The sequence below is a fragment of the Bradyrhizobium jicamae genome (assembly GCF_018130215.1).
Taxonomy (GTDB): Bacteria; Pseudomonadota; Alphaproteobacteria; order Rhizobiales; family Xanthobacteraceae; genus Bradyrhizobium; species Bradyrhizobium jicamae_A.
On record NZ_JAFCKQ010000005.1, the window covers coordinates 185,167 to 210,961 of the forward strand.

The following is a 25,795-nucleotide window of genomic DNA, read 5'->3' on the forward strand; positions in this document are numbered from 1 at the left end:
TGCGGTAACGATTGAAACTCCGGTTGTAGCGCCTTATGACGTCACGTCGCCACCGGGAACGACTCATCGTGAAGTTCGGTTGGAAAGTCTTGAAGCTCGCCGCCGTGGCGGCTGTCCTGCTCGTATCGCCGGCGCGGGCCGCGACTGACATCATGTGGTGGCATGCGATGTCGGGCCAGCTCGGCAAGCAGGTCGACAAGCTCGCCGCCGCCTTCAACGCCTCGCAATCCGACTTCCGGATTGTGCCGGCGTACAAGGGCAGCTACACCGAGACCGTCACCGCGGCGATCTTCGCATTCCGTTCGCGCAGCCAGCCGGCGATCGTGCAGGTCAACGAGATCGCGACTGCGACCATGATGGCAGCGCGCGGGGCGATCTATCCAGTGTTCGAACTGATGCGCGATCAGTCGGAGGCGTTCGCGCCGTCGGCCTATCTGCCGGCGGTCGCCGGCTATTACGCCGATATCGACGGCAACCTGCTATCGTTCCCGTTCAACGCCTCGACGCCGATCCTCTACTACAACAAGGACATGTTCCGCTCGGCCGGGCTCGACCCTGACGTCGCGCCGAAGACCTGGCCCGAGGTCGGTACGGCGGCGAAGCGGCTGCGATCAGCGGGCGCGCCGTGCGGGGTGACGACGTCGTGGCCGTCCTGGATCAATGTCGAGAACTATTCCGCCTTTCATAACCTGCCGCTCGCGACCCGAGCCAACGGCTTCGGCGGGCTGGACGCGCAGCTGGTCTTCAACAACCCGCAGGTGGTCCGTCACATCGCCCGGCTGGCGGAATGGCAGGGCACGAAGATCTTCGACTACAGTGGCCGCGGGCAGGCGGCCGAGCCGCGCTTCCAGAAGGGCGAATGCGGCATATTCATCGGCTCGTCGGGCACGCGCGCCGACATCAAGGCCAATTCGAACTTCGAGATCGGCTACGGCATGATGCCGTATGATCCCGACGTCCAGGGCGCGCCGCAGAACTCGATCATCGGCGGCGCCACGCTGTGGGTGCTGCGCGACCGGCCGGCGGCGGAGTATGCCGGCGTTGCGAAATTCTTCGCCTATCTGTCGCGGCCGGAGGTGCAGGCCGCGTGGCATCAGAACACCGGATATTTGCCGATCACCCGCGCCGCATTCGATCTCACTCGCGCGCAGGGCTTCTACGATCGCAATCCCGGCGCCTCGATCTCGATCGAGGAGGTCACGCTGAAGCCGCCGACCGACAATTCGAAGGGCATCCGCCTCGGCTCGTTCGTGCTGGTCCGCGACGCGATCGATGATGAACTCGAGCAGGTCTTCGCCGGCAAGCGCTCCGCGCAGGCCGCGATGGACAATGCGGTGGAGCGCGGCAACCGCCTGCTGCGCCAGTTCGAGCGCGCCAATCCGGACCGGTGAGTCGCGTAGCCCGGATGAAGCGAAGCGAAATCCGGGGCCGATCTTTCAGTCGAATGCAGAATCCCGGATTACGCTTCGCTGCATCCGGGCTACAAAATCCGTTGCAATGATTTCCCTTCCGCTTCTGACCGACTACGACACCTACCGTGCCTGGCGCACCGACACGTCACGCTGGTTGCCGGTCGCGCGCGATATCGCCGACAATCACGGCCTGCCATGCGACGCGCCGCATGTGTTTTCGACCGGAACGAATCTCGTCGTCGGGCTCGGAGATGATCTGATCCTCAAGCTGTTTCCACCGTTCCTGCGCCGGCAATTCGTCTGCGAACGCGCTGCGCTCATGGAGTTGCATGGGCGGCTGAACATTACCATTCCGGAGATCGTCGCGGCCGGCGAGCGTGACGGCTGGCCCTATCTCGTCATCACCCGCCTTCCCGGCGTGGTGGGATCGGAGGTCTGGCCGTCGCTGCCGGAGGTCGAAAAGCAGCGTGTGCTGTTCGAGATCGGGGCCGTCATTGCCGAGGTGCAGCTGATACCACCGGGCGCGCTGCTCGCGCTCGAGCCGCGCTGGGACGTTTACATGCAGGGGCAGATCGCTCAGTGCCGCGCGCGCCACGAGCGGCTCGGGCTCCCGCAGAAATTCCTCACCGGCCTCGACGATCTGCTGCGTGACGCCGCCGAGCTGATCCCGATGCATGCCGCGCCGGTGATCCTGACCGGCGAATACATCCCGGAGAATTTCCTGCTCGCGCGCCGCGGCGACGGCTGGCATGTCGCCGGACTGTTCGACTTCGGCGACCTGCTGACGGGATGGGGCGAGTATGACCTGCTCGGCCCGAGCGCGTTCATGGCCGCCGGCCATCCGCGCCTGGTCCGCAGCCTGTTCGACGGCTTTGGCATCGCCCGCAGTGAGGTGACATTTGCCTTCAAGCGGCGGCTGATGGCGCTGCTGCTGCTGCATCGCGCCAGCGATCCGCTGAGGCATGTCTGCATTCCGGGCTGGCCGGGCCAGGCCAACGACCTTGTGGAGCTGCAGGAGTTGATCTGGCCGGACTAGCTGTGGGGCCCGAAGGCTCGCGCCAAAAAGCGGGCATCGTATCTCGTCTGCTCGCGAATTGGGCAATCAACAATCTTTGTATGCAATGGCCCGGCTCAGCGCTCGGCAAGATCTCGGTACCATCCAATTTTTCTTCAGTTATTCTCGTAACTTACCCCACGGCGGGGGGTCATTAAGGTTTGGCACAAACCTTGCGATCCCTGTTCCAGGGCCGTTCCCCAATGGCGTTGGAGCATCACATGAAGCGTCGCGATTTCCTCAAATCGGTGTCGGGAATAGCCGCCGGCGCACTAGCGCCGACTGCCCCCGCTATCTGGTCGCCGGCCAAGGCCGATGCCCGCTCCGAGACGCTGCTCATCGTCTCCGAGGGGGGCCCGAACAATCTCGATATCCACGGCGTCGGCACCAATGTGCCGGGCTATGAGGTGTCGTGGAATTGCTACGACCGCTTGATCAGCCATGAGATGAAGAGCGGTCCGGGCGGTGTGCCCTATTACGACCGCGACAAGTTCAAGCCGGAGCTCGCCGAAGACATCAGCGTCGGTGACATGTCGGTCACCTTCAGGCTGCGGAAGGACGCCAAATTCCACGACGGCACGCCGGTGACGGCGAAGGACGTCAAATGGTCGCTCGATCGCGCCGTCAGCGTCGGCGGCTTCCCGACCTTCCAGATGAGCGCGGGCTCGCTGACCAAGCCCGAGCAGTTTGTCGTCGTCGATGACGCCACCGTGCGGGTCGATTTCCTGAAAAAGGACCGGCTGACGGTCCCCGATCTCGCCGTCATCGTGCCGTGCGTCGTCAATTCGGAGCTTGTGAAGAAGAACGCGAGCGAGAAGGACCCCTGGGGTCTCGAGTTCACAAAACAGCAGACCGCGGGCTCCGGCGCCTACAAGGTGACGAAATGGACCGCCGGCACCGAGGTGGTCATGGAGCGCAACGACGCCTGGGCCTGCGGTCCGATGCCGAAGATCAGGCGCGTGATCTGGCGCATGGTGCCGCAGGCCGGTAACCGCCGCGCGCTGCTCGAACGGGGCGATGCCGACATCTCCTACGAACTGCCGTTCAAGGATTTCCAGGAGATGAAGGCGAACGGCAAGCTCAACGTCGTTTCGCTGCCGTTCTCAAACGGCATCCAGTATATCGGCATGAACGTGACCAAGCCGCCGTTCGACAATCTGAAGGTCCGGCAGGCGATGGCCTATGCAATGCCGTATCAGAAGATCATGGATGCGGTGCTGTTCGGGCTCGCCAATCCGATGTTCGGCGCGCCGAAGGACAGGCCGACCGACGTCGCTTGGCCACAGCCGACCAAATATGTCACCGACATGGAGAAGGCGAAAGCTTTGCTTGCGGAGGCCGGCTACGCCAACGGCTTCGAGACCACGATCTCGTTCGATCTGAATTTCGCCGGCGTCAACGAGCCACTCTGCGTGCTGGTGCAGGAGTCGCTCGCGCAGCTCGGCATCAAGACCACGATCAACAAGGTGCCGGGTGCCAACTGGCGCACCGAGTTGAACAAGAAGGAGATGCCGCTGTTCACCAATGTGTTCTCGGGCTGGCTCGATTACCCCGAATACTTCTTCTACTGGTGCTATCACGGCAACAATTCCGTCTTCAACACCATGAGCTACAAGTCGCCGGAGATGGACAAGCTCATCGACGGTGCGCGCACAGCGGCTGCGACCGGCGACACCGCGGCCTACGACGCAGACGTGAAGGGCTTCGTCGATCTTGCCTTCGCCGACATCCCGCGCATTCCGCTCTACCAGCCCTTCGTCAACGTCGCGATGCAGAAGAACGTGACCGGCTATGAATACTGGTTCCATCGCCGCCTCGACTACCGCGCAATGGCGAAGGGATGAGGCCGTGATGCCGGCTTGCGATACATCAGCGTGTGCAAGTGAGGCGAGCACGCCCCTCAGGCACCCTCCCCCCTTGCGGGGACCCCGCAAGGGGGGAGGGAGCCCGACCCCTGCCGTCGCGGCTTTGCATGAATGGACCGGGAGCGCGCGATGCTTGCGTTGATCGGCAAGCGGCTGCTGTTTGCGATCCCGTCGCTGATCGGCGTCGTGATCGTGACGTTCCTGCTGACGCGCGCGCTGCCGGGCGATCCGGCCGCGTATTTCGCAGGCCCCGCCGCGACGAAAGAGGCGGTCGAGCAGATCAGGAAGAAGCTCGGCTTCGACAAGCCGCTGATCGAGCAGTTCTTCCACTACACAAACGATCTCGCCCACGGCGATTTCGGGACGTCGCTGACGACGGGCCAGCCGGTCGCGGTCGAATTGCGGAGCCGCCTGCCGGCCTCTGCCGAACTGACGTTGCTCGGCCTCGTCGTCTCGATCGTGATCGCGATTCCGCTCGGTGTGCTGGCGGCAACGCGGCCGGGCTCCTGGATCGACCATCTCTGCCGGGTGACGACGACAGCCGGCGTGTCGTTGCCGGTGTTCTTCACCGGCCTCGTGCTGGTCTACGTGTTCTATTTCCGCCTCGGCTGGTCACCAGCGCCACTCGGCCGTCTCGACGTGTTTTACACGGCGCCGCCGACCGTGACCGGCTTCTATTTGATAGACACGCTGATCGCACGCGACTTCGAAGCGTTCCGCTCGGCGCTCAGCCAGCTGATCCTGCCGGCGGTGACGCTCGCGATCTTTTCGCTGGCGCCGATCGCGCGCATGACGCGCGCCTCGATGCTGGCGGTGCTGGCCTCCGATTTCGTCCGTACCGCGCGCGCCAGCGGCCTGTCGCCCGGCAAGGTGATCGTTACCTACGCGTTCCGCAACGCGATGCTGCCGGTCATCACCACGCTCAGCATGGTGTTCTCGTTTCTGCTGGGCGCCAACGTGCTGGTCGAGAAGGTGTTCGCCTGGCCCGGCATCGGCTCCTATGCGGTTGAGGCGCTGATCGCCTCCGATTTCGCGCCGGTGCAGGGTTTCGTGCTGACCATGGCGGTCATGTATGTGCTGCTCAATCTCCTGATCGACATCCTCTATGGCGTGATCGATCCACGCGTGCGGCTGGAGGGATAACCAATGAGCATCGTTGCGCCGGCAGTCGAGCCCGTCGGCCCCGCGCGGACCTCCGGCTTCGGAGCGATCCTCGATCAGACCCGCTACGTCCTAAGCGAGAACAAGGTCACCGGCTTTGCCTTCGCGCTGTTGCTCGTGATCCTGTTCGCCGCGCTGTTCGGCCCTTACGTGGTGCCCTACGACCCGCTCGCGTCGGATACGGCCGCCGCACTGAAGCCGCCGTCGGCGGCGCACTGGTTTGGCACCGATCAACTCGGCCGCGACATCTTCAGCCGCGTCATCGTCGCAACCCGGCTCGACACCTTCATCGCGGTCGCCTCGGTCGTGCTGGTGTTCCTGATGGGCGGGCTGGCCGGCATCGCCGCTGGCTATTTCGGCGGCTGGACCGACCGCATCGTCGGCCGCATCGCCGATACCATCATGGCGTTCCCGCTGTTCGTGCTGGCGATGGGCATCGTCGCGGCGCTCGGCAACACGGTACAGAACATCGTCATCGCGACCGCGATCGTGAATTTCCCGCTCTATGCCCGCGTCGCGCGCGCCGAGGCCAATGTCCGCCGCGATGCCGGCTTCGTGCAGGCGGCGCGGCTGTCGGGCAATGGCGAGTTCCGCATCCTGCTGGTGCACATCCTGCCGAACATCATGCCGATCATGATCGTGCAGATGTCGCTGACCATGGGCTATGCGATCCTCAACGCTGCAGGCCTCTCGTTCATCGGCCTCGGCGTGCGGCCGCCGACCGCCGAGTGGGGCATCATGGTCGCCGAAGGCGCGGGCTTCATGGTGTCGGGCGAATGGTGGATCGCGCTGTTCCCTGGTGTCGCGCTGATGATCGCCGTGTTCTGCTTCAATCTGCTCGGGGATGGCCTGCGCGACATTGTCGACCCGCAGCGGAGGACGTGATGACTGTCTCGATGCAGTATCATGTCACCTCTTCGCTGCTTCGCATGGGGTTGTTTTGCGGATTTTTGGATGACGCATCGTGCGAAGGGAGGCGGGCATGACCGCCCAGCCGCTGCTCGACGTCAAGGACCTCACTGTCGAATTCACCACCCGGCGCGGCATCGTCAAGGCCGTCCAGCACGTCAACATCTCCGTCGGCAAGGGCGAAACCGTCGGCATCGTCGGTGAGTCCGGCTCCGGCAAGTCCGTGACGTCATATGCCGTGATGCGCATCCTCGACCGCGCCGGCAAGATCGCCGAGGGCGCGGTGATGTTCTCCGGCATCGACGTCAAGGCGGCGACCGAGAGCCAGATGCGCGACCTGCGCGGCCGCGAAGTCTCGATGATCTTCCAGAACCCACGCGCCGCGCTCAATCCGATCCGCAAGGTCGGCGACCAGATCGAGGACGTGCTGCGCCAGCATGTGCAGCAGGCGCAAGTCGGTGATCGCGGCGAGAAGGCGATCGAGGCGCTGGAGCAGGTCAAGATTGCCCGCCCACGCGAGCGCTATCATGCTTATCCGTTCGAATTGTCAGGCGGCATGTGCCAGCGCGTCGTCATCGCGCTGGCACTCGCCTGCAACCCGCAGCTCCTGATCGCCGACGAGCCGACCACCGGCCTCGACGTTACGACGCAAAAGGCGGTGATGGACCTGATCCTCGAGCTGACCAGGCAGCGGTCGATGTCGACCATCCTGATCACCCATGATCTCGGCCTTGCCGCCGCCTATTGCGATCGGGTCGTGGTGATGGAGAAGGGCCGCGTGGTCGAGACCGCGAGGTCAGCCGACATCTTCGCCGCGCCCCGGCACCCCTATACGAAGAAGCTGATGCGCGCGACGCCGCGCATCGGCGTGTCGCTGCGGGATTTGCTGCCTGAGGAGGATTCCATTGCTTTTCCCCGCCCGCGGGGAGAGGCCGACGCGCTCGGCAGCGCTCTTGCGCGACAGAGCGCGGCGGCTGAGGGTGACACTTCAAGCATCGCGCTTGCCGAAGCAGCCCCTCACTCCGACCCTCCAAGAGCGAGCTTCGCTCGTCTCGATCCCGCGAGGGAGCAGAGGGTCGAGAACACGCAACCTCTTCTGTCAGTCGAAAAGCTCGTCAAGGAATACCCGCGCCAGGGCGCCGGCTCGGTGCTGGCAAAACTGTTCGGCCGCAAGCCGCCGGTGGAAGAGGAGACCTTCCGCGCGGTCGACGGCATCAGCTTCTCGATCGGGCATGGCGAGAGCGTCGGCCTGGTCGGCGAATCCGGCTGCGGCAAATCGACGACGTCAATGATGGTGATGCGGCTGCTCGCCCAGACCTCCGGCCGCATCCTTTTCGACGGCGAGGACATTGGCGGCATCATGCCGCAATCCTTTGCTCGGCTGCCGCAGCGCAGCCGGATCCAGATGGTGTTCCAGGATCCGACCGACAGCCTCAATCCACGCTTCACCGCGGCGCGCGCGATCGCCGACCCGATCATGCAGCTCGGCGACGTCAGGGGCCGCGACGCGCTCCGGACCCGTTGCGAGGAGCTCGCGCGCCTGGTCGGGCTGCCGGCCAATCTGCTGGATCGCTTCCCGCATCAGCTTTCGGGTGGCCAGAAGGCCCGCGTCGGCATCGCGCGAGCGATCGCGCTGCATCCCAGGCTCGTGATCCTCGACGAACCGACCGCCGCGCTCGACGTGTCGGTGCAGGCGGTCGTGCTCAATCTGCTGCAGGACCTCAAGCAGTCGATGGGCATGAGCTATCTGTTCGTGTCGCACGACCTCAACGTGGTGCGCCTGCTCTGCGACCGCGTCATCGTGATGCGCTCCGGCCGCATCGTCGAGCAGGGCACGTCCGAACAGGTCTTGGGCAATCCGCACGATGCCTATACAAGGGAGCTGTTGACGGCGATCCCGCATCCGCCGTTGCCGGTGCATTGAGAAACGTAAACGGGAGCGAAATGGCCGATCATCTCGACGACTATATCGACGCCGTGGCTCGCGTGATGGCGTTGCCGGTCGAGGACGCCTGGCGTCCTGCCGTGCGTGCCAATCTCGAAGTGTCGCTGCGCCTGGCGCGGCTGGTCGACGAATTCCCGTTGCCGGACGAGACCGAGCCGGCGGCGATCTATTCGGCCTGAGACCGCGATGCCCGACATATCCCCCTTGATGTCCGCTGCCGAGACCGCGGAGGCCGTGACCGGCCGCAGGATCATGGCGCTCGAGGCAACCGAAGCCGCGCTTGGGCGAATCGCCGCACGCGACACGATCCTCAACTCCTTTACCGACGTCACGGCGGACCGCGCTCGCGCAAGGGCGAAGGCGATCGATGCCGAGATCGCGGCCGGCAAGCCGGTTGGGCCGCTCGCCGGCGTGCCCTTCGCAGTGAAGAACCTGTTCGACGTGCAGGGGCTCGCGACCCGCGCAGGCTCGAAGATCAACCGCGACCGGGCACCGTCGCGGCGTGATGCAACGCTGATCGAGCGGATGGAGGCGGCCGGTGCCGTGCTGGTCGGCGCCCTCAACATGGGCGAATACGCCTACGACTTCACCGGGGAGAACGTCCATGACGGCCCGTCGTGCAATCCGCACGATCCGACACGGATGGCCGGCGGTTCCTCCGGCGGCTCGGGCAGCGCCGTCGGCGGCGCGTTGGTGCCGATCGCGCTCGGTTCCGACACCAACGGTTCGATCCGCGTGCCGTCGTCGTTCTGCGGCATTTTCGGCCTGAAGCCGACCTATGGCCGGCTGTCGCGTGCGCGATCCTATCCGTTCGTCACGAGTTTCGACCACCTCGGCCCGTTCGCGCGCAGCGCAAGGGATCTGGCGCTCGCCTATGACGTCATGCAAGGCCCCGATGCCGATGACGCCGCCTGCACCACGCGGCCGGTCGAGCCGACATTGCCGTCTCTGACCGCGGGTATCGCGGGGCTCCGCATCGCGATCGCCAGCGGCTATTTCCAGCACAACCTCTTCCCCGAAGCCGCCGAAGCCGTCGCGCGTGTGGCGAAGGCGCTTCGAACGACGCAGACGGTCGAGATCCCCGAGGCCGCGCGCGCCCGCGCCGCAGCGTACATCGTCACCACGACCGAGGGCGCGTCGCTGCATCTCGATCGCCTGCGCAGTCGTCCGAACGACTTCGATCCTGCCGTACGCGACCGCTTGATTGCGGGTGCGATGGTTCCGGCCGCCTACGTCGACAAGGCGCAGAAATTTCGCCGCTGGTACCGCGCAAGAGTGCTGGAGTTGTTCAAGTCGGTCGACCTCATCCTGGCGCCGGCCACACCCTGCACTGCGCCAAGGCTCGGGCAGGCCAGCTTCATGCTCGATGGCGTCGAGCTTCCGGTGCGTCCCAATATCGGTATCCACACCCAGCCGATCTCCTTCATCGGTCTTCCCGTCGTCGCAGTTCCGGTGCCGCTCGAGCCGATGCCGATCGGCGTGCAACTGATCGCCGCGCCCTGGCGCGAGGACATCGCACTGCGCGCGGCCTATTTGCTCGAGAAGATGGGCGTCGTCGCCGCGCCGGCGCCGAAAGGATTATAGAGATGGATATCGATCTCCCCGATGTGCTCGCCGAGGTGACCGCGCAATTCGAGCGCTACGAGCAGGCGCTGGTAACCAACGACGTCGCCGTGCTCGACGAGCTGTTCCGCAATGACGGGCGCACGCTGCGCTACGGCATAGCCGAGAACCTGTATGGCTATGACGAGATCATGGCGTTCCGCGCCGCGCGTTCGCCGGTCGGCTTGATGCGCAAGATCGACCGGACGATGATCACGACCTATGGTCGCGACACCGCGATCGCCTCGACCCTGTTCTACCGGGAGGCCGCGCCGGGGCGGGTCGGGCGGCAGATGCAGACGTGGATTCGGTTTCCCGAGGGATGGAGAATCGTCGCCGCCCATGTCAGCATCATCGACGAACCCAGAGCATGATCCAAAAGAATGGATCCCGGTTTTCCGAAGGATCATGCTCAGAACTAGAGGCGCTTGAGGCATGAGCCTGGACGATCTTCCGATCCCGCAGCCGCAGGGCGTCGAGCCTGACCTTGCGGTGCGCCGCGTCGATCGACCGTCGCCGCAGGACAAGACCACCCGCGCCGAGGAACTCAGGCTGCAGCTCGCCGACGAGATCGTGCGCGGAACGCTGGCACCGGGCGCCGCGCTCGACGAGACCGACATCGCGCGCCGCTTCAACGTCTCGCGCACGCCGGTGCGGGAAGCGCTGCGGCAGCTCGCGGCCTCCGGCCTGATCGATGCCCGTGCGCATCGCGGTGCGGTGGTGGCGCGGCCGTCGCTGGAGCGGCTCACAGGCATGTTCGAGGCGATGGCGGAGCTGGAGGCGATGTGCGCCGGCCTTGCCGCCGAGCGCATGACGCCGGCGGAGCGCCACACCCTGGAGGCGGTCCACGAGGAGCTGCGGATGCTGAGCTACACCGGCAATCCCGAGCGCTTCCACGAGGTCAATGAGCGCTTTCACAACACGATCTATGCCGGATCGCAGAACGCCTATATCGCCGAGATCACGCTGGCGACGCGGGTGCGGGTGCAGCCGTTCCGTCGCGCCCAGTTTCGCAACCTCGGCCGTCTCGCAAAATCACACGCCGAGCACGACCGCGTCGTCGTCGCCATCATGCGCGGCGACAAGACGGGCGCTGCTTTCGCGATGCGCGCCCATATCGAGCTGGTGCGCGGCGAGTATGAGGTCTACGCGGTGTCGGTGTAGGCGGCCCGCTCCTTCTTTCGTCATCGCGGAGCATGTTCGCTCTTTCGCTGCAATGACGGGCGGTTGATGCGGAGCGCGTAAGGTCGCGCCTACGCCTTTGCCTTCTCAGCCATGAACGCGCGCCAGCCGCCATAGGCCGAAATATCCCGCGCGCGGTCGATCGCGACGGGCTCGACGATGAAGCCCTTCGCCTCGCGGCCATCGGCGAGCCGGATCGTGCCGATCGACAGCGGCGGCGGGATCGCGGCGACGAATGTTCCGAACGCGGCCGGCGACATTGCCCAGAGCTCGAGCCTGATCGCACGGCCCGCGCCGGCTTCGACGCGCAGCATGCCGGGTTTCGGTGGCGTCGTGTCGAGTGCGTAGAGCTTGTAATCCGGCGCCGTGACCGTTTCCTCGAGCAGCCGTGCGTCGAGTGCCGTCAGTTCGCCGTTCAGTGCCATGCCGGACAGATGCGCGCCGACCACCGCGATCGGGATCTCGTCATGCGCCGTGTCGGGCGGCGCGGCGAGCGGCGGCTGCGGCAAGGCGTTGCTGCCGATCGGTAACCGGGTGTCGGCGTGGAACGCGCGGCCGATGCTCGCGAGCTGCGCGTCGTGGCCGGCCGGCGCCAGCAGCGTGATGCCGAACGGTGCGCCGTCCGGCCGCATCGCCGCCGGCAGCGCCAGCCCGCAGAGATCGAGCAGGTTGACGAAGTTGGTGTAGGTGCCGAGCCGTGAGTTGAGCTCGACCGGATTGGCGAGCACCTGCGCGGTCGAATAGACCGTCGGCGCCGTCGGCAGCACGATCGCATCGCATTCCGCGAAGGTGCGCTCGGCCACGCGGCGCAGCGCCTGCAGGCGATAGAGCGCCGAGAAGGTTTCCGCCGCCGTCAGCCGTGATCCGGCCGCGGTGATCTCGCGCGTCACCGGATGGATCGCATCGGGCGCCGACGCGAGAAGGTCACGGATCACGAGATAGCGCTCGGCGACCCACGGCCCCTCATAGAGCAGCCGCGCCGTCTCGTAGAACGGCTCGAGGTCGAACTCGACAAGCCGGGCGCCGAGTGCCTGCCAGCGCCTGCAGGCCTCGCCATAGGCCTTCTCGGATTCGCGGTCGCCGAAGAAGATCAGCTGTCCGCTCTTGGGAACGCCGAGCTTGAGCGTCGCCGGAAACGCGGTGATGCCAGCGAGCGGCCGGTTGCGCGAGAACGGGTCGGCCGCATCGGGCCCGGCCAGGACCTGTAGCGCGGTCATGGCATCGTCGACGGTGAGCGAGAACACCGAGATGCAGTCGAGTGTGCGGCAGGCCGGTACGAGGCCCGCAGTCGAGATCAGCCCGAGGCTCGGCTTCAGCCCGACGACGTTGTTGAGCATCGCCGGCACGCGGCCGCTGCCCGCAGTATCGGTGCCGAGCGCGAGCGGGACGAGGCCGGCCGAGACCGCAATGGCTGAGCCCGAGCTGGAGCCGCCGGGAACGAGATCGTCGCGCAGGGGATTTCTGGGAATGCCGTAGGGCGAGCGTACGCCGACCAGGCCGGTCGCGAACTGGTCGAGATTGGTCTTGCCGATGATGATGGCGCCGGCCGCGCGCAGTTTCGCGATCGCAGTCGAGTCGTGTGACGGCACGTAGGAGAAGGCGGGACAGGCGGCCGTCGTCGGCAGGCCCTTCGCGTCGATATTGTCCTTCACCGCGACCGGCACGCCGCAGAGCGGCAGTTGCGCCGGGTCTTTCGCCGCAAGCCGCGCGGCCTCGGCGATCGCATCCTTCTCGTCGCGCAGGCTGATGAAGATGGCGGGGTCGCCGCGGTCGCGGATGCGTTGATAGCTCCGTGCGACGGTTTGCGCCGGCGTCATGGTGCCGGCGCGGTGCGCGGCGACGATTGCGGCGACAGTCTCGGTCACGTGGTTGGCCTCGTCCATTGAGCGGCAGGGTACGGAGCCGCGAAGCGATTGCAGCCCGATCGAAGCAAGCGACGTGCCATTGTGCACAATTGGTCGGCCGGCATGATTTAGCGGATTATCGCATAGTGTCAGTTGCTTGTGGCGACTGAAGCAAGCGTGCGGCAATTCGGTCGGCCGTTATGGATGCCTATTTTTTAAGCAATTCTGATCGGGCCCGACCGGTTCAGGTGAAGGCGGCGAGGATCTGCAACAGCCGCTCGCGGTTCTCCTTGCCGATCTTCTCGGCGACGTGCCGTTCATGCTCGGCGGCAAGCCGCCTGAACTGCGCGAGCGCGGCCTTGCCTGACGTGGTGAGGTGCAGCGCGTGGGAGCGGCGGTCGGTGGCAGAGGGGATGCGGTTGACGAGGTCGCGCGCCTCGAGGCTGTCGAGCAGGTGCACCAGTCGCGCGCGCTCGATCCCGAGCCGCTTTGCGACCGCCATCTGGCTCAGCCCCGGGTTGGCGCCGATCACGGTCATGACCGAATATTGCGTCGGCCGGATATCGACCGCGGCGAGCGTCTTGATGAAGTCCTGGAAGATCCAGAGCTGGAATCGTCGCACCGCGTAGCCGGCATGGCCGACCAGCGCATCGAGACCGATCTCGCGCTCCGCATCGTGGTCGCGTCCCGTGCCGTTTGCTGATTGCGGCTTGGGGCGGTGCACCGCCGCCCGCGATCCGGCCGCCCTGCGCTGCGCCTGTTGTTTCGTCGCCATGACCGGATGCTAGCGCGCCGCAGCCGCGATGGGAAGATTGTTGTTGACGACAACAATTGATGCTCGCAACATAATGGCAAGTGAGCCCCGCAAAGACGGGCGAGGAGGAAACCATGACGATGGCCACCAGAAGCGGTGACGATCCGCAAGACCTTTTCGCGACGCCGGCCATCGTCGCCGATCGCCGCGCCGACGGCAGCATCCTCGTCCGTTCCACTACGCCGCTGAAGGCGAGCGCCCGTTGCGTCGGCGACTGGCTCGAGCAATGGGCTCGGCTTGCGCCGGATCGCGTCTTCCTGGGCGAACGCGCCCGCGCCGAGGCGCCCTGGAGCACCGTTACCTATCGCGAGGCGCTCGGGATTGTCCGTGCGGCGTCGTCCTGGATCCTCGCGCAACGGCTGAGCGCCGAGCGGCCGCTCGTGATTCTCTCCGACAATAGCATCGATCATGCGCTGTTCGCGCTGGCCGCCCAGCATGTCGGCGTGCCCTCGGCCGCGATCTCGCCGGCCTATTCGCTGATGTCGAAGGACTTCGACAAGCTGAAGGGCATGATCTCGTTGCTCGATCCCGGTGCGATCTACGTCGTGGGAACGAAGCCGTTCGCGGCAGCGCTTGCCGCGATCAATCCGCTGCATCGCGCTACAATCGTCAGCGGCAATCCCGAAGACGCCGAGGCGCTGCCGTTCCGCGCCATTGCAGCGACGCCGGAAACATCAGCAGTGGCAGAGGCCTTTGCCGCGGTGACGCCGGATACGATCGCAAAATTCCTGTTCACCTCGGGGTCGACAGGCACGCCAAAGGCCGTGATCAACACCCAGCGCATGCTGACCTCCAGCCAGCAGGCCAAGGCGCAGACCTGGACATTCCTCGAGCATGACCGCGAAAAACTGGTGATCCTGGACTGGCTGCCCTGGAGCCACACCTTTGGCGCCAACCACAATTTCAACCTAGTGCTGCGCAATGGCGGCACGCTCTATATCGACGGCGGCAAGCCGGCGCCGGGTCTGTTTGCAACCTCGCTCGCCAATCTGCGCAGCGTGGTGCCGACGGTCTATTTCAACGTGCCACGCGGCTTCGACATGCTGATCGCGGCGCTGCGCACCGACGAGGAGCTGCGCCGCAGCTTCTTCGCGGGCACCAAATTTGCCTTCTACGCCGGTGCCGCACTGCCGCAGAATCTCTGGGACGCGCTGGAAGAGCTTTCGCTGGCAACCGTCGGGCGGCGGCTGCCGATGGTGTCGGCCTGGGGCTCGACCGAGACCTCGCCGCTTGCGACCGATTGCCACTTCCTCGCCAGGCGCTCCGGCAATATCGGCGTGCCGATATCAGGGACCGAACTGAAACTCGTGCCCTCGGGCGAGAAGCTCGAGGTCCGCGTGCGCGGCCCGAACGTCACGCCCGGTTACTGGAAGGCGCCCGCAATCACCGCGCAGGCGTTCGACGAGGACGGTTTCTACCGGATCGGCGACGCCGTCACCTTCGCCGATCCGGACAGGCCCGAACTCGGCCTGTTCTTCGACGGCCGGGTGGCGGAGGATTTCAAGCTCAATTCCGGCACCTGGGTCAGCGTCGGCACGCTGCGTGTCGCCGGGATCGCGGCGCTGGCGCCGCTGGCGCAGGACATCGTGGTCACGGGCCACGGCCGCGACGAGGTGCGCTTCCTGGTATTTCCGAACATCGCCGCCTGCCGCACGTCGGCGGGGCTGCCCGAGAGCGCGGATGCGAGGGAGGTCATTGGCCATGCGGCAGTGCGTGCTGCGATCGCGCAGGGTCTGGCACGGCTGAAGGCGCAGGGCGGCCATTCCTCCGGCCACGCCACCCGCGCCTTGCTGCTCGCCGAGCCCGCCTCCGTCGATGGCGGCGAGATCACCGACAAGGGCTACATCAACCAGCGCGCGGTACTGACCTGCCGCGCTGCGGCAGTGGCGGTGCTGGAGGATGATGCCGCGATCGAACCGATCGCCTGCGCCAGCTGAGATCGTCCGTCGAAACAAGCCCTTGGTGGTCCGGCCAAGCCGGTTCCGACGACGCTTCAGCCTTGCCGCGCTGCACGCGTCCAGAATTTTTAGTTGCCAAGGCAACTAAGCTGTGCGAGCTTTGTCCGCAATTGAGCAAGGCCGGTCGGCGGTCGCGTGTCTTGGGAGGATGATCGTTGCGCGGGATGGTGCGAACGGCACGCACGACAGGCGGTACCGCGGGACCGCAGAGGTCCCGGCGCGGGTCAGGTCAGGCTTTGCCCGGTTACGGCGCCGAGATTTTCGTGCAGCCGGCGCAACAGGTCGATCAGCACCTCCCGCTCGTCCTTTTTCAGGCAGGACAGCAGCCGCCGCTCGCGCTCCAGCGCGGCGACGATCACCCTGTCATGGACGGCACGGCCGCGGGCAGTCAGCGAGATCGAATGGGTGCGGCCATCGTCGGGCGCGCTGCGGATCGCCACCAGGCCGCGCTTTTGCAGCGCCGCGAGATTGCGGCTCACCGGCCCCTTGTCGAAGCCGATGACGTGGCAGATCCTCGAGGCCGGAATGCCGGGCTCGATCGCGAGTTGCGATATGATCCGCCACTCCGTGACGTTGATGCCGAAATTCTTCTGGTAATAGGCGGTGGCGCTGTTCGACAGCTTGTTGGCGATGAAGGTTATCAGCGCCGGCACATAGCGATCGAGATCGAGCAGCGGGCCGCCGGCGGCATCTGCGGGATCGGCCGGTCTCGGCCGGCGGGGCTTTCGGGGGAGGGGCTGGCTGCTCATCTCTCAAATCATCGCTGCGAAATTGCCCGGGAGCAATAGACATGCAGCGCGTGTTGACAAGATCAAACCTCGGGAGGTCCCGATGAGTGCAGGCGCCGGTCAGTCCATCCCGCATCTCGACGTCGATCCCTTTGCGCTGGAGTTCTTCGCCGATCCGTTCCCGACCCATGAGCGGCTGCGCGAGGCCGCTCCGGTGGTCTATCTCGACAAATGGAGCGTCTACGGCGTGGCGCGCTACGCCGAGGTCCATGCGGTCCTGAACGACCCTGCGACCTTCTGCTCCAGCCGCGGCGTGGGCCTCAGCGATTTTGCCAGGGAGAAGCCATGGCGGCCGCCGAGCCTGATCCTGGAGGCCGATCCGCCTGCCCATACCCGCACCCGCGCAGTGCTGAGCGCAGTGCTTTCGGCCACCGTGATGAAGCAGCTTCGTGGGCGATTTGCTGCCGCCGCGGAGGCCCGCCTCGACGCGTTGCTGGAGAAGCGCAGGTTCGACGCGATCGCGGACCTTGCGGAAGCCTATCCGCTGTCGATCTTCCCGGATGCGCTGGGCCTGCGGCCGGAAGGCCGCGAGCACCTGTTGCCCTACGCGAGCCTGGTGTTCAACGCCTTCGGCCCGCCGAACGAACTTCGCAAGGAGGCGATCGAGCGCTCTGCGCCGCACCAGGCCTATGTCGCCGAGCAGTGTCAGCGCGACAATCTCACCCCGGGCGGTATCGGGGCCTGCATCCACGCCCATGTCGACGACGGCGCCATCACCGAAGCCGAGGCGCCGCTCCTGGTGCGCTCGCTGCTGTCGGCCGGTCTCGACACGACCGTCAACGGCATCGGTGCTGCCGTCTACTGCCTCGCGCGCTTCCCCGAGCAGTTTCAAAAGCTGCGCGACGATCCGACGCTGGCGCGCAACGCCTTCGAGGAAGCCGTGCGGTTCGAAAGCCCGGTCCAGACCTTCTTCCGCACCACCAGCCGCGACGTCGAGCTCAGCGGTGCCCAAATCCCGGAAGGCGAGAAGGTGCTGATGTTCCTCGCCGCGGCCAACCGTGATCCGCGGCGCTGGGACAAGCCCGATACCTACGACATCACGCGTCGCACCTCGGGCCATGTCGGCTACGGCTCGGGCATCCACATGTGTGTCGGACAACTGGTCGCCCGCCTCGAAGGCGAGGTGATGCTGGCGGCGCTGGCGCGCCGCGTTGCGAAGATTGAAATCACCGGCGAGCCAAAACGCCGCTTCAACAATACGCTTCGCGGGCTCGACAGCCTGCCGGTCGAGATCACGTCGGCCTGACAGGCTGGCCGGGAAAAGGGACGCAGGGGAGGTGACACGATGAGGGGCCTTGGGCTGGGTCTGGTGCTGGCGTTGTCGTGCGCCGGGATCGCGCATGCGGAAATCTCCGGCGACGTGGTGCGCATCGGCGTGCTCAACGACATCTCCGGCATCTTCCAGGACACCAACGGCATGGGCTCGGTGGAAGCGGCGCGGATGGCGGCCGAGGATTTCAACGGCGGCGGCAAGGGCATCAAGGTCGAGATCGTCTATGCCGACCACCAGAACAAGGCCGACGTCGGCTCGGCGATCGCGCGTAAATGGCTCGATGTCGACGGCGTCGATGCCATCGTCGACGTGCCGAACTCGGCGGTCGGCCTCGCCGTCAACACCATCCTGCGCGACTCCAGGATGACGTTCCTCGCATCATCGACCGCAAGCTCCGATCTCACCGGCAAGGCCTGCTCGCCGAACACCATCCAATGGGTCAACGACACCTGGGCTACCGGCAACACCACGGCCGCGGCGATGATGCAGCGTGGCGGCAAGGACTGGTACTTCGTCACGGTCGACTATGCGCTCGGCAAGGGTATCGAGGGCGAGGCGACCAACTACATCGAGAAGCATGGCGGCAAGGTGCTCGGCTCCAGCAAGCATCCGCTCGGCACCTCGGACTTCGCCTCGTTCCTGTTGCAGGCGCAGAACTCGAAGGCCCAGGTGATCGGGCTGGCCAATGCCGGTGGCGACACCATCAATGCGGTGAAGCAGGCGGCCGAGTTCGGGATTCAGCAGGGCGGCCAGACCATGGTGGCGTTCCTGCTGTTCGTGAACGACATCCACGGCATGGGGTTGAAGGTCGCGCAGGGCCTGCAGTTGCTCGAGGCCTTCTACTGGGACATGAACGACGACTCCCGCGCGTTTGCAAAACGGTTTGCCGCGCGCCCCGGCATGAACGGCAAGATGCCGAGCGGCAACCAGGCCGGCGTCTATGCCTCGACGCTCGCCTATCTCAACGCGGTCGCCGCCACCGGCAGCGACGACGCCAAGATCGTCGTGCCGCAGATGAAGACCGTCAAGGGCAAGGATAAATTGTTCGGCGACGTCACCATCCGCCAGGATGGCCGCGTCATCCACCCGATGTATCTGTTCGAGGTGAAGAAGCCCGAGGAGTCGAAATACGCTTACGACTACTACAAGCTGATCGCGACCATCCCGGCCGAGCAGGCATTCCGCCCGCTCGCGGACGGCGGCTGTTCGCTGGTGAAGTGAGCCTGTCCGGCTAACGCCGCGAGCGCGCCCGCAGCCAGGTCCGCGTTTCGACGACAGGCGGCTTGCGCGGCTCAGGCTACCTCTTGCGAGGGCCTGTCGCATCGTGTGACATTCAGTTAATCTTGACCGGTGCCGGCCCGAGGTTCGCATGGGCATATTTCGCACGGTCGTATTGCTGGCGTTTATTTCCTGCCTCGGCTGTGGGGCTGCTTCTGCCGAGAGGCGCATCGCGCTGGTTGTCGGCAACTCCGCCTACAAGAACGTGCCGCGGCTTCTGAACCCGGTGAACGACGCCGTCCTCATGGCAGAGATGTTGAAGAAAGCCGGCTTCGACGCCGTCACAACCAGGCTCAATCTAAATGCAAGCGACATGCGCAGGTCGCTTCGCGACTTCGGCGCGAGCGCACGAAGCGCGGATGTCGTCGTGATCTATTATGCAGGACACGGGATCGAGATGGATGGCAACAACTACCTGATTCCGACAGATGCCGTGCTCGAGACCGATGCCGACGTTCTCGACGAGACCGTGCCCGTGGATCGCCTGTTGTTTGCGGCCGAGCCAGCCAGGAAGCTCCGGCTCGTCATTCTCGATGCCTGCCGCGACAACCCGTTTGCAAAGACGATGAAGCGGACCATTGCCGTCCGCGCAATCGGTGGCGGTCTGGCCAAGATCGAACCCAGCAGCCCCAACACGATGATCGCCTTCGCGGCCAAGGCCGGGTCTACCGCCTCCGATGGCGACTCCAGTAACAGTCCTTTTGCAATGGCCCTCGTTGAATACCTGCCGAAACCCGGTCTTGATCTCCGCAAGGCGTTCGGCTTCGTGCGCGACGATGTCCTGAAGAACACCGGCTACACGCAAGAGCCATACGTCTATGGTTCGCTGGGTGGCGAGGATGTGCCGCTCGTTCCCGCAAAGCCGGTCGCAGTTGAGCCGCAGACGAACCGCGACGATGCCATTCGTCGCGACTACGAACTGGCCCTTCAGCTTGGCACGCGCGATGGCTGGAATGCCTTCCTCGCCCGATATCCCGATGGATTCTATACCGATCTGGCAAAAGGCCAGCTCAACAAGATTGCCGCCGAGGAAGCGCGCGCGGCGGGAGCGGAGAGAGCGCGGCTTGCGGAGCAGGAGAAGGCCCGGCTCGCGTTGGAAGGCGCGGTGAGCGCCGAGCAGGAAAGGGCCGCGGCAGCTGCCAAAGCGGCGGACCAGGCTCGGATCGCTGCAGAAAGAGCCAAGCAGATTGCCCAGGCCAAGGCGGAAGCCGGCGAGGAGGCGCGCGCCGCCCTGGAGAAGGCGCGTGCCGAAACCAAAGCTGCCGAACAAGCGGCGGCCGAAAAAGCCGCCATTGATCCTGCTGCGAACCAAGGCGTCGCTGAAAGCGTCGTGGACCAGAAGAAGGATGAGCAGAAAAAGGAGGGGCCGCAGAAGGTCGCATCACTGCCGCCGCCGTCAGACACCGCAGTCGCGCCTTCCGGCGTTGATCTGGTCAAATCCGTGCAGTCGGAATTGCACCGTGTCGGCTGCCTTGCCGAGACTTCGGATGGCAACTGGGATGCTGCCTCGCAACGCTCACTGACGCTGTTCAACCGATACGCGGGCACCAGGTTCGACGTGAAGTCCGCCAACGCTGATGTGCTTGACACGATCAAGTCCAAATCGTCCCGCGTCTGCCCGCTCGTTTGCGATCACGGTTTCCGGGCTGATGGTGAGCGCTGCACCAGGATCGTTTGCCGTGCGGGGTATCGCGTCAACGACAGCAATGAATGCGAAAAGAGTCTGGAAAAGAGGCCCGTCGCGTCGCGTGAAAAAATCGTTCCCCGAGCCGATGCGGAACGCAAGCGCAACGAGTCGGCGCCATCAAGGCCACAGGCGTCCGGACAATATATCTGCAACAACCAGACGGGCTGCCGCCCTGTTCGTCCCGGATGCAGAATTGGCAGCTGGAGCCGGGCTGGAAACCCGGCGCTTGGTGGACTGTATGAAAGCTGCAAGTGATCCGGCGATCATAGGCCGCTGCTCGATCTTCCGGGGCGTGCTTGCAACCGTGGCCGGCGCGCCCGGGCCGCAACGGGTGTCGGCTTCAGCATGTCTTGTCAAAATGAGACAATAGAGTAATAATTATGAGATATAACAAATAGGGAGACGTCGATGAGGTCGACCGTCCTGGTGTCGATTGGTGCCCTTGCCGTGTCGTTCGGTGCGTCGACCCTGGCGCATGCAGATAACGAGGGCTGCACCACGGTGACCACCGCATCGCTTGCGCTCCCTGGTGTCGAGATCGTTGCCTCCAGAATGCAGGAGGCGGGTGAGGGCCTGCCGAGGCATTGTCTCGTGACTGGCCTTGCCAATCAACGCACGGGCGTCGACGGAAAATCCTATGCCATCCGGTTCGAATTTCGGTTGCCCGTGGCGTGGAACGGCCGCTTCCTGCACCAGGTCAATGGCGGAAACGATGGCGTGGTTGTCGCCGCGCTTGGCGACAAGCCGGATGGCTGGGTGTCGGGTGGAACGGTCCCGTTGACGCGCGGCTTCGCGGTGCTGTCGTCCGACAGCGGCCATGCAGGCGCCGATCCCGCCAACAAGCCGTTCGGGCTTGCTGCAGGCGCAGCCTTCGGGCTGGATCCGCAGGCACGCCGCGACTACGGCTATGCGGCAGACATGACGCTGGCTCCGGTTGCGAAGAAACTGGTCGCCCTGCACTACGGACGGCAGGCGGACTATTCCTATATGGCCGGATGCTCGAACGGCGGGCGCCATGCGATGGTGGCAGCCGGGCGAATGCCGGAAAGCTATGATGGATTCCTCGTAGGCAATCCCGGCTTTGACCTGCCGCGCGCGGCGATCCAGCATGCCTGGGACGTACAGGCGTTCCTCAAGGTCGATCCGGACATTCGCAAGACGATCACAAGAGAGGACGGGCAACTCATTGCTTCGCGCATCACACAGGCTTGTGATGCCCTTGACGGCATCAAGGACGGGTTGACATCGAATCTCGCCGCCTGTCAGAAGGCATTCGACCTCAACAGCCTCGCATGCGCCCCGGGGACAACGCAGGGCTGCCTTTCGGAAGCGAAGGTCGACGCCCTGAAGGCCAGTCTTGCGGGGCCGAGAGATTCGAAAGGCGAGGCGCTTTATTCCGACTGGCCGTTTGATGGTGGCATTGGCACCGGCAACTGGCGCACATGGAAGGTCGAAAGCCCGGTCGTGCCCTGGAATAACTATCCGATCATAGCCACCATGGGCGCGGCGTCCCTTAACTTGATCTTCTCGACCCCGCCGGTCGTCGTCGAGGGCGGCAGCGACAAGCTCATCGAGGCGCTCAAGAACTTCGACTTCGACAAGGATGCTGCGAAAATCTACGCCAAGGATGCCACCTTCACCGAGTCGGCCATGGACTTCATGACGCCGCCCGAAGTCGACGCCCCCAGGCTGGCAAGGCTGCGGGATTCCGGCCACAAGATGATCATATACCACGGCCAGGCGGATCCGGTCTTCTCGGTCAACGACACAATCCGCTGGTATGGGAAGCTGAACGCGAACGCACAGGGACATGCCGACAGCTTTGTCCGGCTCTTTACGGTGCCAGGCGCCACCCACTGCGGCGGCGGCGTCGCGCTGGACAAGTTTGACGCGTTGTCAGCCCTGATGCGTTGGGTGGAGGAGGGCAAGGCCCCCGACCGGATCATTGCCTCGATCAATCCGGCCAACAAGGAGGTGCCAGCCTTGTGGAAACCTGACCGAACCCGGCCCCTCTGCCCCTACCCGTCTTACGCCGCCTATTCGGGGTCGGGCGACGCGGACAATGCAGCGAATTTCACCTGCGCCATGCCGGACGCTCGCTAAGCGCAAATCATGAAAAGCGTTACTGCGCCACCTTGCTGCTGCCCTGCGTGATCAGCCGCGCGGCGCGCTGGTTGCGGGCGTGGATCCAGAGCCAGCTCAGCGCGACGGTGAGGCGGTTGCGCAGGCCGATCAGGAAATAGATATGGGCGATGCCCCAGATCCACCACGCCAGCGTGCCGCGCAGCTTGACCTTGCCGAAGTCGATCACCGCGAGCTTCTTGCCGATCTGCGCCAGGCTGCCCGCATGCTTGTAGTGGAACGGCGGCAGGGTTTCGCCCCTGAGCCGCGCCTTGATCAGCGCCGCGGCGTAACGTCCTTCCTGCTTGGCGGCCGGCGCAATGCCCGGCACCGGATTGCCTTCGGAATCCTTGATCGTGACGGTGTCGCCGACCGCGAAAATGTCGGGATGGCCGGGCACGGTCAGATCGGGCTCGACCTGGAGCCGATGGGCGCGATCCGCCGGCGCGTTCAGCCATTCGGCGGCGCGCGAGGCGCGCACGCCCGCCGCCCAGACGATGGTGCGGGCCTCCAGCCGCTTGCCGCCATAGACCACGCCGTCGGCCGAGCATTCGGTGACCGGCTCGCCCAGCATCACCTCGACGCCAAGGCGCTCCAGCGAGGCTTGCGCATAGGCCGAGAGATCGTCGGGGAAGCCAGCCAGCACGCGCAGCCCGGCTTCGATCAGCACCACGCGCGCCTTGCGGGTGTCGATGTGGCGGAAGTCGCGCGGCAGCGTGTCATTGGCGAGGTCGGCGATGGTGCCGGCCATCTCGACCCCGGTCGGACCGGCGCCGATCACGACAAAGGTCAGCAGTGCGGCGCGGATTTCAGGATCGGCCTCGCGTTCGGCGCGCTCGAAGGCGACCAGGATGCGACGCCGCAGCGTGGTGGCGTCCTCAAGCGTCTTCAGTCCAGGCGCGAACGGCTCCCATTCGTCATGGCCGAAATAGGCGTGGCGGGCGCCGGTGGCGAGGATCAGCGTGTCGTAGGGAATGCTGTCGCCGTCATCGATCAGCACGCGCTTGTCGGCGGCATCGATACCGCAGACATTGGCGAACAGCGTCGTGACCTCGGGCCGGTCGCGCAGCAGATAACGGATCGGCCAGGCGATCTCGCTGGTCGAGAGTGAGGCGGTCGCGACCTGGTAGAGCAGCGGCTGGAACAGATGGTGGTTGCGCCGGTCGATCAGCGTGATCTCGACCGGCGCCCCTGATAACCCGAAGGCGGCTTCCAACCCGCCGAAGCCGGCGCCGACGATGACCACGCGATGGGGTTTGGCCGGCGCTTGGGTCATTGCGATTTCGCCTCGGGTTCGAATGGCTCCGTCGCATGATTATGCAATCATTCACGGGTCCGTTCCAAGACGAATTGACGGATCGCCCGATAGCGAAACCCTATCGTTGCGATCAGTCACGCGTCCTGCGGCGCGATGGCGGCGGCGCGGCGCCGCTCGGGCAGGAAAAATCCTGCGACTGCGCCGGCCAGCGACAGCACGGCGGCAAGGCTCATCGCCGCGGCAAATCCGCTCTCGAAACGAGCTGCAGAATCCGCCGCGCCGTTGGCGGAGAAATTCGCCACCAGCGCCGCGATGCCGAACATGCCGCCGAGGAAGCGTCCCATGTTGAAGATGCCGGACGCCTTGCCCATCTCGGTCATCGCGACCGAGCTCAGGACGGCGTTCTGCGCGGCCGGCATCGCCATCGAGACGCCGACGCCTGCGAGCACCAGCGGCGCGGCCAGCGCGGCGTAGGCAATCGAAGGTCCGACGATTTCGGCGATCCAGCCAAGCCCGAACGCCTGCATCAGCAAGCCGGTCACGACGAGCGCCCGCTCGCCGAATCGGTTGACGAGCGCGCCCGCCACCGGTGCCGTGACGAACAGCGTCGCGGTCCATGGCAGCAGGCGAAGCCCGGCGCCGAACGCGTCGAATTCCAGCGCGATCTGCAGGAATTGCGGCAGCAGGAACAGCACGCCATACATCGCGGCATAGAACAGCACACTCGCGGAGATGCCTGATGCGAAGGCGCGCGATCGGAACAGCCGCATCGGCACCATTGGCGCCGCCGCGCGCAATTCCCACAGCACGAACAACAGTGCGAACACGAGGCCGCTGATCAGCGAACCCGTCACCTCGGCGCTGGTCCAGCCGACGGCGTTGCCGCGCAGCAGGCCCCAGACCAGCGCCAGCGCCGCGATGGCGACCAGCGACAGCCCCGGAACATCCAGCGGCGCCGCGGGGCCGAAGCTTTCGCGCAGGCGCACCAGCACCAGTGTGATCGCGATCAGGCCGATCGGAAGGTTGATCCAGAATATCCAGCGCCAGCCGAGGTGCTCCGTGATGAAGCCGCCGATCGCGGGCCCGATGATCAGCGCACATCCGGTGATACCGCTGAAAATGCCGAGCGCGCGGGCGCGCTGCTCCCGGCCGAAGGCGCCGCTCAGGATCGCCATCGCGAGCGGCATCACCAGTGCCGCGCCGGCGCCTTGCAGGGTGCGGGCGGCGATCAGGGCCGCGACGTTGCCGGCCAGCGCACAGGCCGCCGATGCCAGCACGAACACGGCGATCCCGGTCGCGAACATCCTGCGGCGTCCGAAGCGGTCGCCGAGCGCGGCGCCGGACAGCAGCAGCACCGCGAATGTCAGGTTGAAGGCGTTGACCGACCATTGCAGCGTCTCGACTGTGCTGCCGAACTCGGCGCGGATTGTCGCAAACGCGGTGGTGATGATCATGGCGTCCAGCGCCATCATGAAGGATGCCAATGCGGTGATGCCGAGCACCCAGTTCTGTTCGGCGCGGTTGGTGGCGGTCTGCATTTGCCCGTGCTCCGTTTGTCGCGCCGCCCGGTCGCGGCGTGTTCCGTCGGCAAGACGACGCAGGGGATGCCAAGGATGCGGTCCGAAATTATTTTTGCAGGACCGC

At 65.3% G+C, this 25,795-nt stretch carries 20 protein-coding genes; 15 read left to right on the forward strand and 5 right to left on the reverse strand.

Annotation, left to right across the window (positions count from 1 at the left end):
* Positions 1-35: 35 nt before the first annotated feature.
* The 10 genes from ugpB to JQ586_RS09655 all read left to right on the forward strand — a co-directional run bounded on the left by ugpB (position 36) and on the right by JQ586_RS09655 (position 11,112).
* The gene (gene ugpB / locus JQ586_RS09610; protein ID WP_212394283.1) at positions 36-1,391 is read left to right on the forward strand and encodes a sn-glycerol-3-phosphate ABC transporter substrate-binding protein UgpB; all 1,356 of its coding nucleotides are present in this window, start codon (positions 36-38) and stop codon (positions 1,389-1,391) included.
* A 106-nt stretch (positions 1,392-1,497) separates the two neighbouring features.
* The gene (locus tag JQ586_RS09615; RefSeq protein ID WP_212394284.1) at positions 1,498-2,448 is read left to right on the forward strand and encodes a phosphotransferase; all 951 of its coding nucleotides are present in this window, start codon (positions 1,498-1,500) and stop codon (positions 2,446-2,448) included.
* Between the two features lie 239 nt (positions 2,449-2,687).
* Entirely contained in the window at positions 2,688-4,310 is a 1,623-nt protein-coding gene (locus JQ586_RS09620; protein ID WP_212394285.1) for an ABC transporter substrate-binding protein, read from the forward strand.
* A 150-nt stretch (positions 4,311-4,460) separates the two neighbouring features.
* A complete protein-coding gene (locus tag JQ586_RS09625; RefSeq protein WP_212394286.1) occupies positions 4,461-5,474 on the forward strand; it encodes an ABC transporter permease in 1,014 nt (337 codons plus the stop codon).
* A 3-nt stretch (positions 5,475-5,477) separates the two neighbouring features.
* A complete protein-coding gene (locus tag JQ586_RS09630) occupies positions 5,478-6,377 on the forward strand; it encodes an ABC transporter permease (protein WP_212394287.1) in 900 nt (299 codons plus the stop codon).
* 97 nt (positions 6,378-6,474) lie between these two features.
* Positions 6,475-8,325: an ABC transporter ATP-binding protein gene (locus JQ586_RS09635; protein WP_212394288.1), complete on the forward strand. Its 1,851-nt coding sequence runs from the start codon at positions 6,475-6,477 to the stop codon at positions 8,323-8,325.
* Positions 8,326-8,345: 20 nt separating this feature from the next.
* On the forward strand, positions 8,346-8,525 hold the full coding sequence (locus JQ586_RS09640) for a DUF4089 domain-containing protein (RefSeq protein ID WP_212394289.1): 180 nt from the start codon (positions 8,346-8,348) through the stop codon (positions 8,523-8,525).
* 7 nt (positions 8,526-8,532) lie between these two features.
* Positions 8,533-9,930, forward strand: a complete 1,398-nt coding sequence (locus tag JQ586_RS09645; RefSeq protein WP_249147438.1) for an AtzE family amidohydrolase — start codon at positions 8,533-8,535, stop codon at positions 9,928-9,930.
* A gap of 2 nt (positions 9,931-9,932) precedes the next feature.
* Positions 9,933-10,322 carry an oxalurate catabolism protein HpxZ gene (gene hpxZ / locus JQ586_RS09650; protein WP_212394290.1) on the forward strand — a complete coding sequence of 130 codons (390 nt, stop codon included), beginning with the start codon at positions 9,933-9,935 and terminating at the stop codon, positions 10,320-10,322.
* A 61-nt stretch (positions 10,323-10,383) separates the two neighbouring features.
* Positions 10,384-11,112 (forward strand): GntR family transcriptional regulator, encoded by a 729-nt coding sequence (locus tag JQ586_RS09655; protein ID WP_212394291.1) that lies wholly within the window; start codon positions 10,384-10,386, stop codon positions 11,110-11,112.
* 89 nt (positions 11,113-11,201) lie between these two features.
* Here the strand turns inward: JQ586_RS09655 and atzF are convergent, their stop codons facing one another.
* Complete coding sequence (gene atzF / locus JQ586_RS09660) at positions 11,202-13,013, reverse strand: allophanate hydrolase (RefSeq protein ID WP_212394292.1); 1,812 nt, start codon at positions 13,011-13,013, stop codon at positions 11,202-11,204.
* 205 nt (positions 13,014-13,218) lie between these two features.
* Positions 13,219-13,749, reverse strand: a complete 531-nt coding sequence (locus tag JQ586_RS09665; protein ID WP_212394293.1) for a MarR family winged helix-turn-helix transcriptional regulator — start codon at positions 13,747-13,749, stop codon at positions 13,219-13,221.
* A gap of 113 nt (positions 13,750-13,862) precedes the next feature.
* Here JQ586_RS09665 and JQ586_RS09670 point away from each other — a divergent pair, with 113 nt between their 5' ends.
* Entirely contained in the window at positions 13,863-15,725 is a 1,863-nt protein-coding gene (locus tag JQ586_RS09670) for a feruloyl-CoA synthase (RefSeq protein ID WP_409410972.1), read from the forward strand.
* A gap of 245 nt (positions 15,726-15,970) precedes the next feature.
* Here JQ586_RS09670 and JQ586_RS09675 read toward each other — a convergent pair whose 3' ends face one another.
* The gene (locus JQ586_RS09675; RefSeq protein ID WP_249147439.1) at positions 15,971-16,495 is read right to left on the reverse strand and encodes a MarR family winged helix-turn-helix transcriptional regulator; all 525 of its coding nucleotides are present in this window, start codon (positions 16,493-16,495) and stop codon (positions 15,971-15,973) included.
* Between the two features lie 82 nt (positions 16,496-16,577).
* On the opposite strand from JQ586_RS09675, the gene JQ586_RS09680 reads away from it, so the two are divergent.
* From JQ586_RS09680 to JQ586_RS09695, 4 genes are all read left to right on the forward strand, one after another.
* Positions 16,578-17,780: a cytochrome P450 gene (locus tag JQ586_RS09680; protein WP_212394294.1), complete on the forward strand. Its 1,203-nt coding sequence runs from the start codon at positions 16,578-16,580 to the stop codon at positions 17,778-17,780.
* Between the two features lie 39 nt (positions 17,781-17,819).
* Positions 17,820-19,028 carry an ABC transporter substrate-binding protein gene (locus tag JQ586_RS09685; RefSeq protein ID WP_212394295.1) on the forward strand — a complete coding sequence of 403 codons (1,209 nt, stop codon included), beginning with the start codon at positions 17,820-17,822 and terminating at the stop codon, positions 19,026-19,028.
* A gap of 148 nt (positions 19,029-19,176) precedes the next feature.
* Positions 19,177-21,027: a caspase family protein gene (locus JQ586_RS09690; protein WP_212394296.1), complete on the forward strand. Its 1,851-nt coding sequence runs from the start codon at positions 19,177-19,179 to the stop codon at positions 21,025-21,027.
* Between the two features lie 171 nt (positions 21,028-21,198).
* A complete protein-coding gene (locus tag JQ586_RS09695; RefSeq protein WP_312016946.1) occupies positions 21,199-22,875 on the forward strand; it encodes a tannase/feruloyl esterase family alpha/beta hydrolase in 1,677 nt (558 codons plus the stop codon).
* Between the two features lie 19 nt (positions 22,876-22,894).
* Here JQ586_RS09695 and JQ586_RS09700 read toward each other — a convergent pair whose 3' ends face one another.
* Both JQ586_RS09700 and JQ586_RS09705 read right to left on the reverse strand, forming a co-directional pair.
* Entirely contained in the window at positions 22,895-24,169 is a 1,275-nt protein-coding gene (locus tag JQ586_RS09700) for an NAD(P)/FAD-dependent oxidoreductase (RefSeq protein WP_212394298.1), read from the reverse strand.
* 116 nt (positions 24,170-24,285) lie between these two features.
* A complete protein-coding gene (locus tag JQ586_RS09705; protein WP_212394299.1) occupies positions 24,286-25,689 on the reverse strand; it encodes a DHA2 family efflux MFS transporter permease subunit in 1,404 nt (467 codons plus the stop codon).
* Between the last annotated feature and the right edge of the window lie 106 nt (positions 25,690-25,795).

Bases quoted from the DNA above. Each gene is read 5' to 3' on its own strand.
- ugpB (WP_212394283.1), top strand. From the start codon at position 36: ATGACGTCACGTCGCCACCGGGAACGACTCATCGTGAAGTTCGGTTGG.
- JQ586_RS09700 (WP_212394298.1), bottom strand. From the start codon at position 24,169: ATGACCCAAGCGCCGGCCAAACCCCATCGCGTGGTCATCGTCGGCGCC.
- JQ586_RS09685 (WP_212394295.1), top strand. From the start codon at position 17,820: ATGAGGGGCCTTGGGCTGGGTCTGGTGCTGGCGTTGTCGTGCGCCGGG.
- JQ586_RS09670 (WP_409410972.1), top strand. From the start codon at position 13,863: ATGACGATGGCCACCAGAAGCGGTGACGATCCGCAAGACCTTTTCGCG.
- JQ586_RS09675 (WP_249147439.1), bottom strand. From the start codon at position 16,495: ATGAGCAGCCAGCCCCTCCCCCGAAAGCCCCGCCGGCCGAGACCGGCC.
- JQ586_RS09665 (WP_212394293.1), bottom strand. From the start codon at position 13,749: ATGGCGACGAAACAACAGGCGCAGCGCAGGGCGGCCGGATCGCGGGCG.
- JQ586_RS09640 (WP_212394289.1), top strand. From the start codon at position 8,346: ATGGCCGATCATCTCGACGACTATATCGACGCCGTGGCTCGCGTGATG.
- JQ586_RS09620 (WP_212394285.1), top strand. From the start codon at position 2,688: ATGAAGCGTCGCGATTTCCTCAAATCGGTGTCGGGAATAGCCGCCGGC.
- JQ586_RS09690 (WP_212394296.1), top strand. From the start codon at position 19,177: ATGGGCATATTTCGCACGGTCGTATTGCTGGCGTTTATTTCCTGCCTC.
- JQ586_RS09705 (WP_212394299.1), bottom strand. From the start codon at position 25,689: ATGCAGACCGCCACCAACCGCGCCGAACAGAACTGGGTGCTCGGCATC.
- JQ586_RS09680 (WP_212394294.1), top strand. From the start codon at position 16,578: ATGAGTGCAGGCGCCGGTCAGTCCATCCCGCATCTCGACGTCGATCCC.
- JQ586_RS09655 (WP_212394291.1), top strand. From the start codon at position 10,384: ATGAGCCTGGACGATCTTCCGATCCCGCAGCCGCAGGGCGTCGAGCCT.
- atzF (WP_212394292.1), bottom strand. From the start codon at position 13,013: ATGGACGAGGCCAACCACGTGACCGAGACTGTCGCCGCAATCGTCGCC.
- JQ586_RS09615 (WP_212394284.1), top strand. From the start codon at position 1,498: ATGATTTCCCTTCCGCTTCTGACCGACTACGACACCTACCGTGCCTGG.
- JQ586_RS09645 (WP_249147438.1), top strand. From the start codon at position 8,533: ATGCCCGACATATCCCCCTTGATGTCCGCTGCCGAGACCGCGGAGGCC.
- JQ586_RS09635 (WP_212394288.1), top strand. From the start codon at position 6,475: ATGACCGCCCAGCCGCTGCTCGACGTCAAGGACCTCACTGTCGAATTC.
- JQ586_RS09630 (WP_212394287.1), top strand. From the start codon at position 5,478: ATGAGCATCGTTGCGCCGGCAGTCGAGCCCGTCGGCCCCGCGCGGACC.
- hpxZ (WP_212394290.1), top strand. From the start codon at position 9,933: ATGGATATCGATCTCCCCGATGTGCTCGCCGAGGTGACCGCGCAATTC.
- JQ586_RS09625 (WP_212394286.1), top strand. From the start codon at position 4,461: ATGCTTGCGTTGATCGGCAAGCGGCTGCTGTTTGCGATCCCGTCGCTG.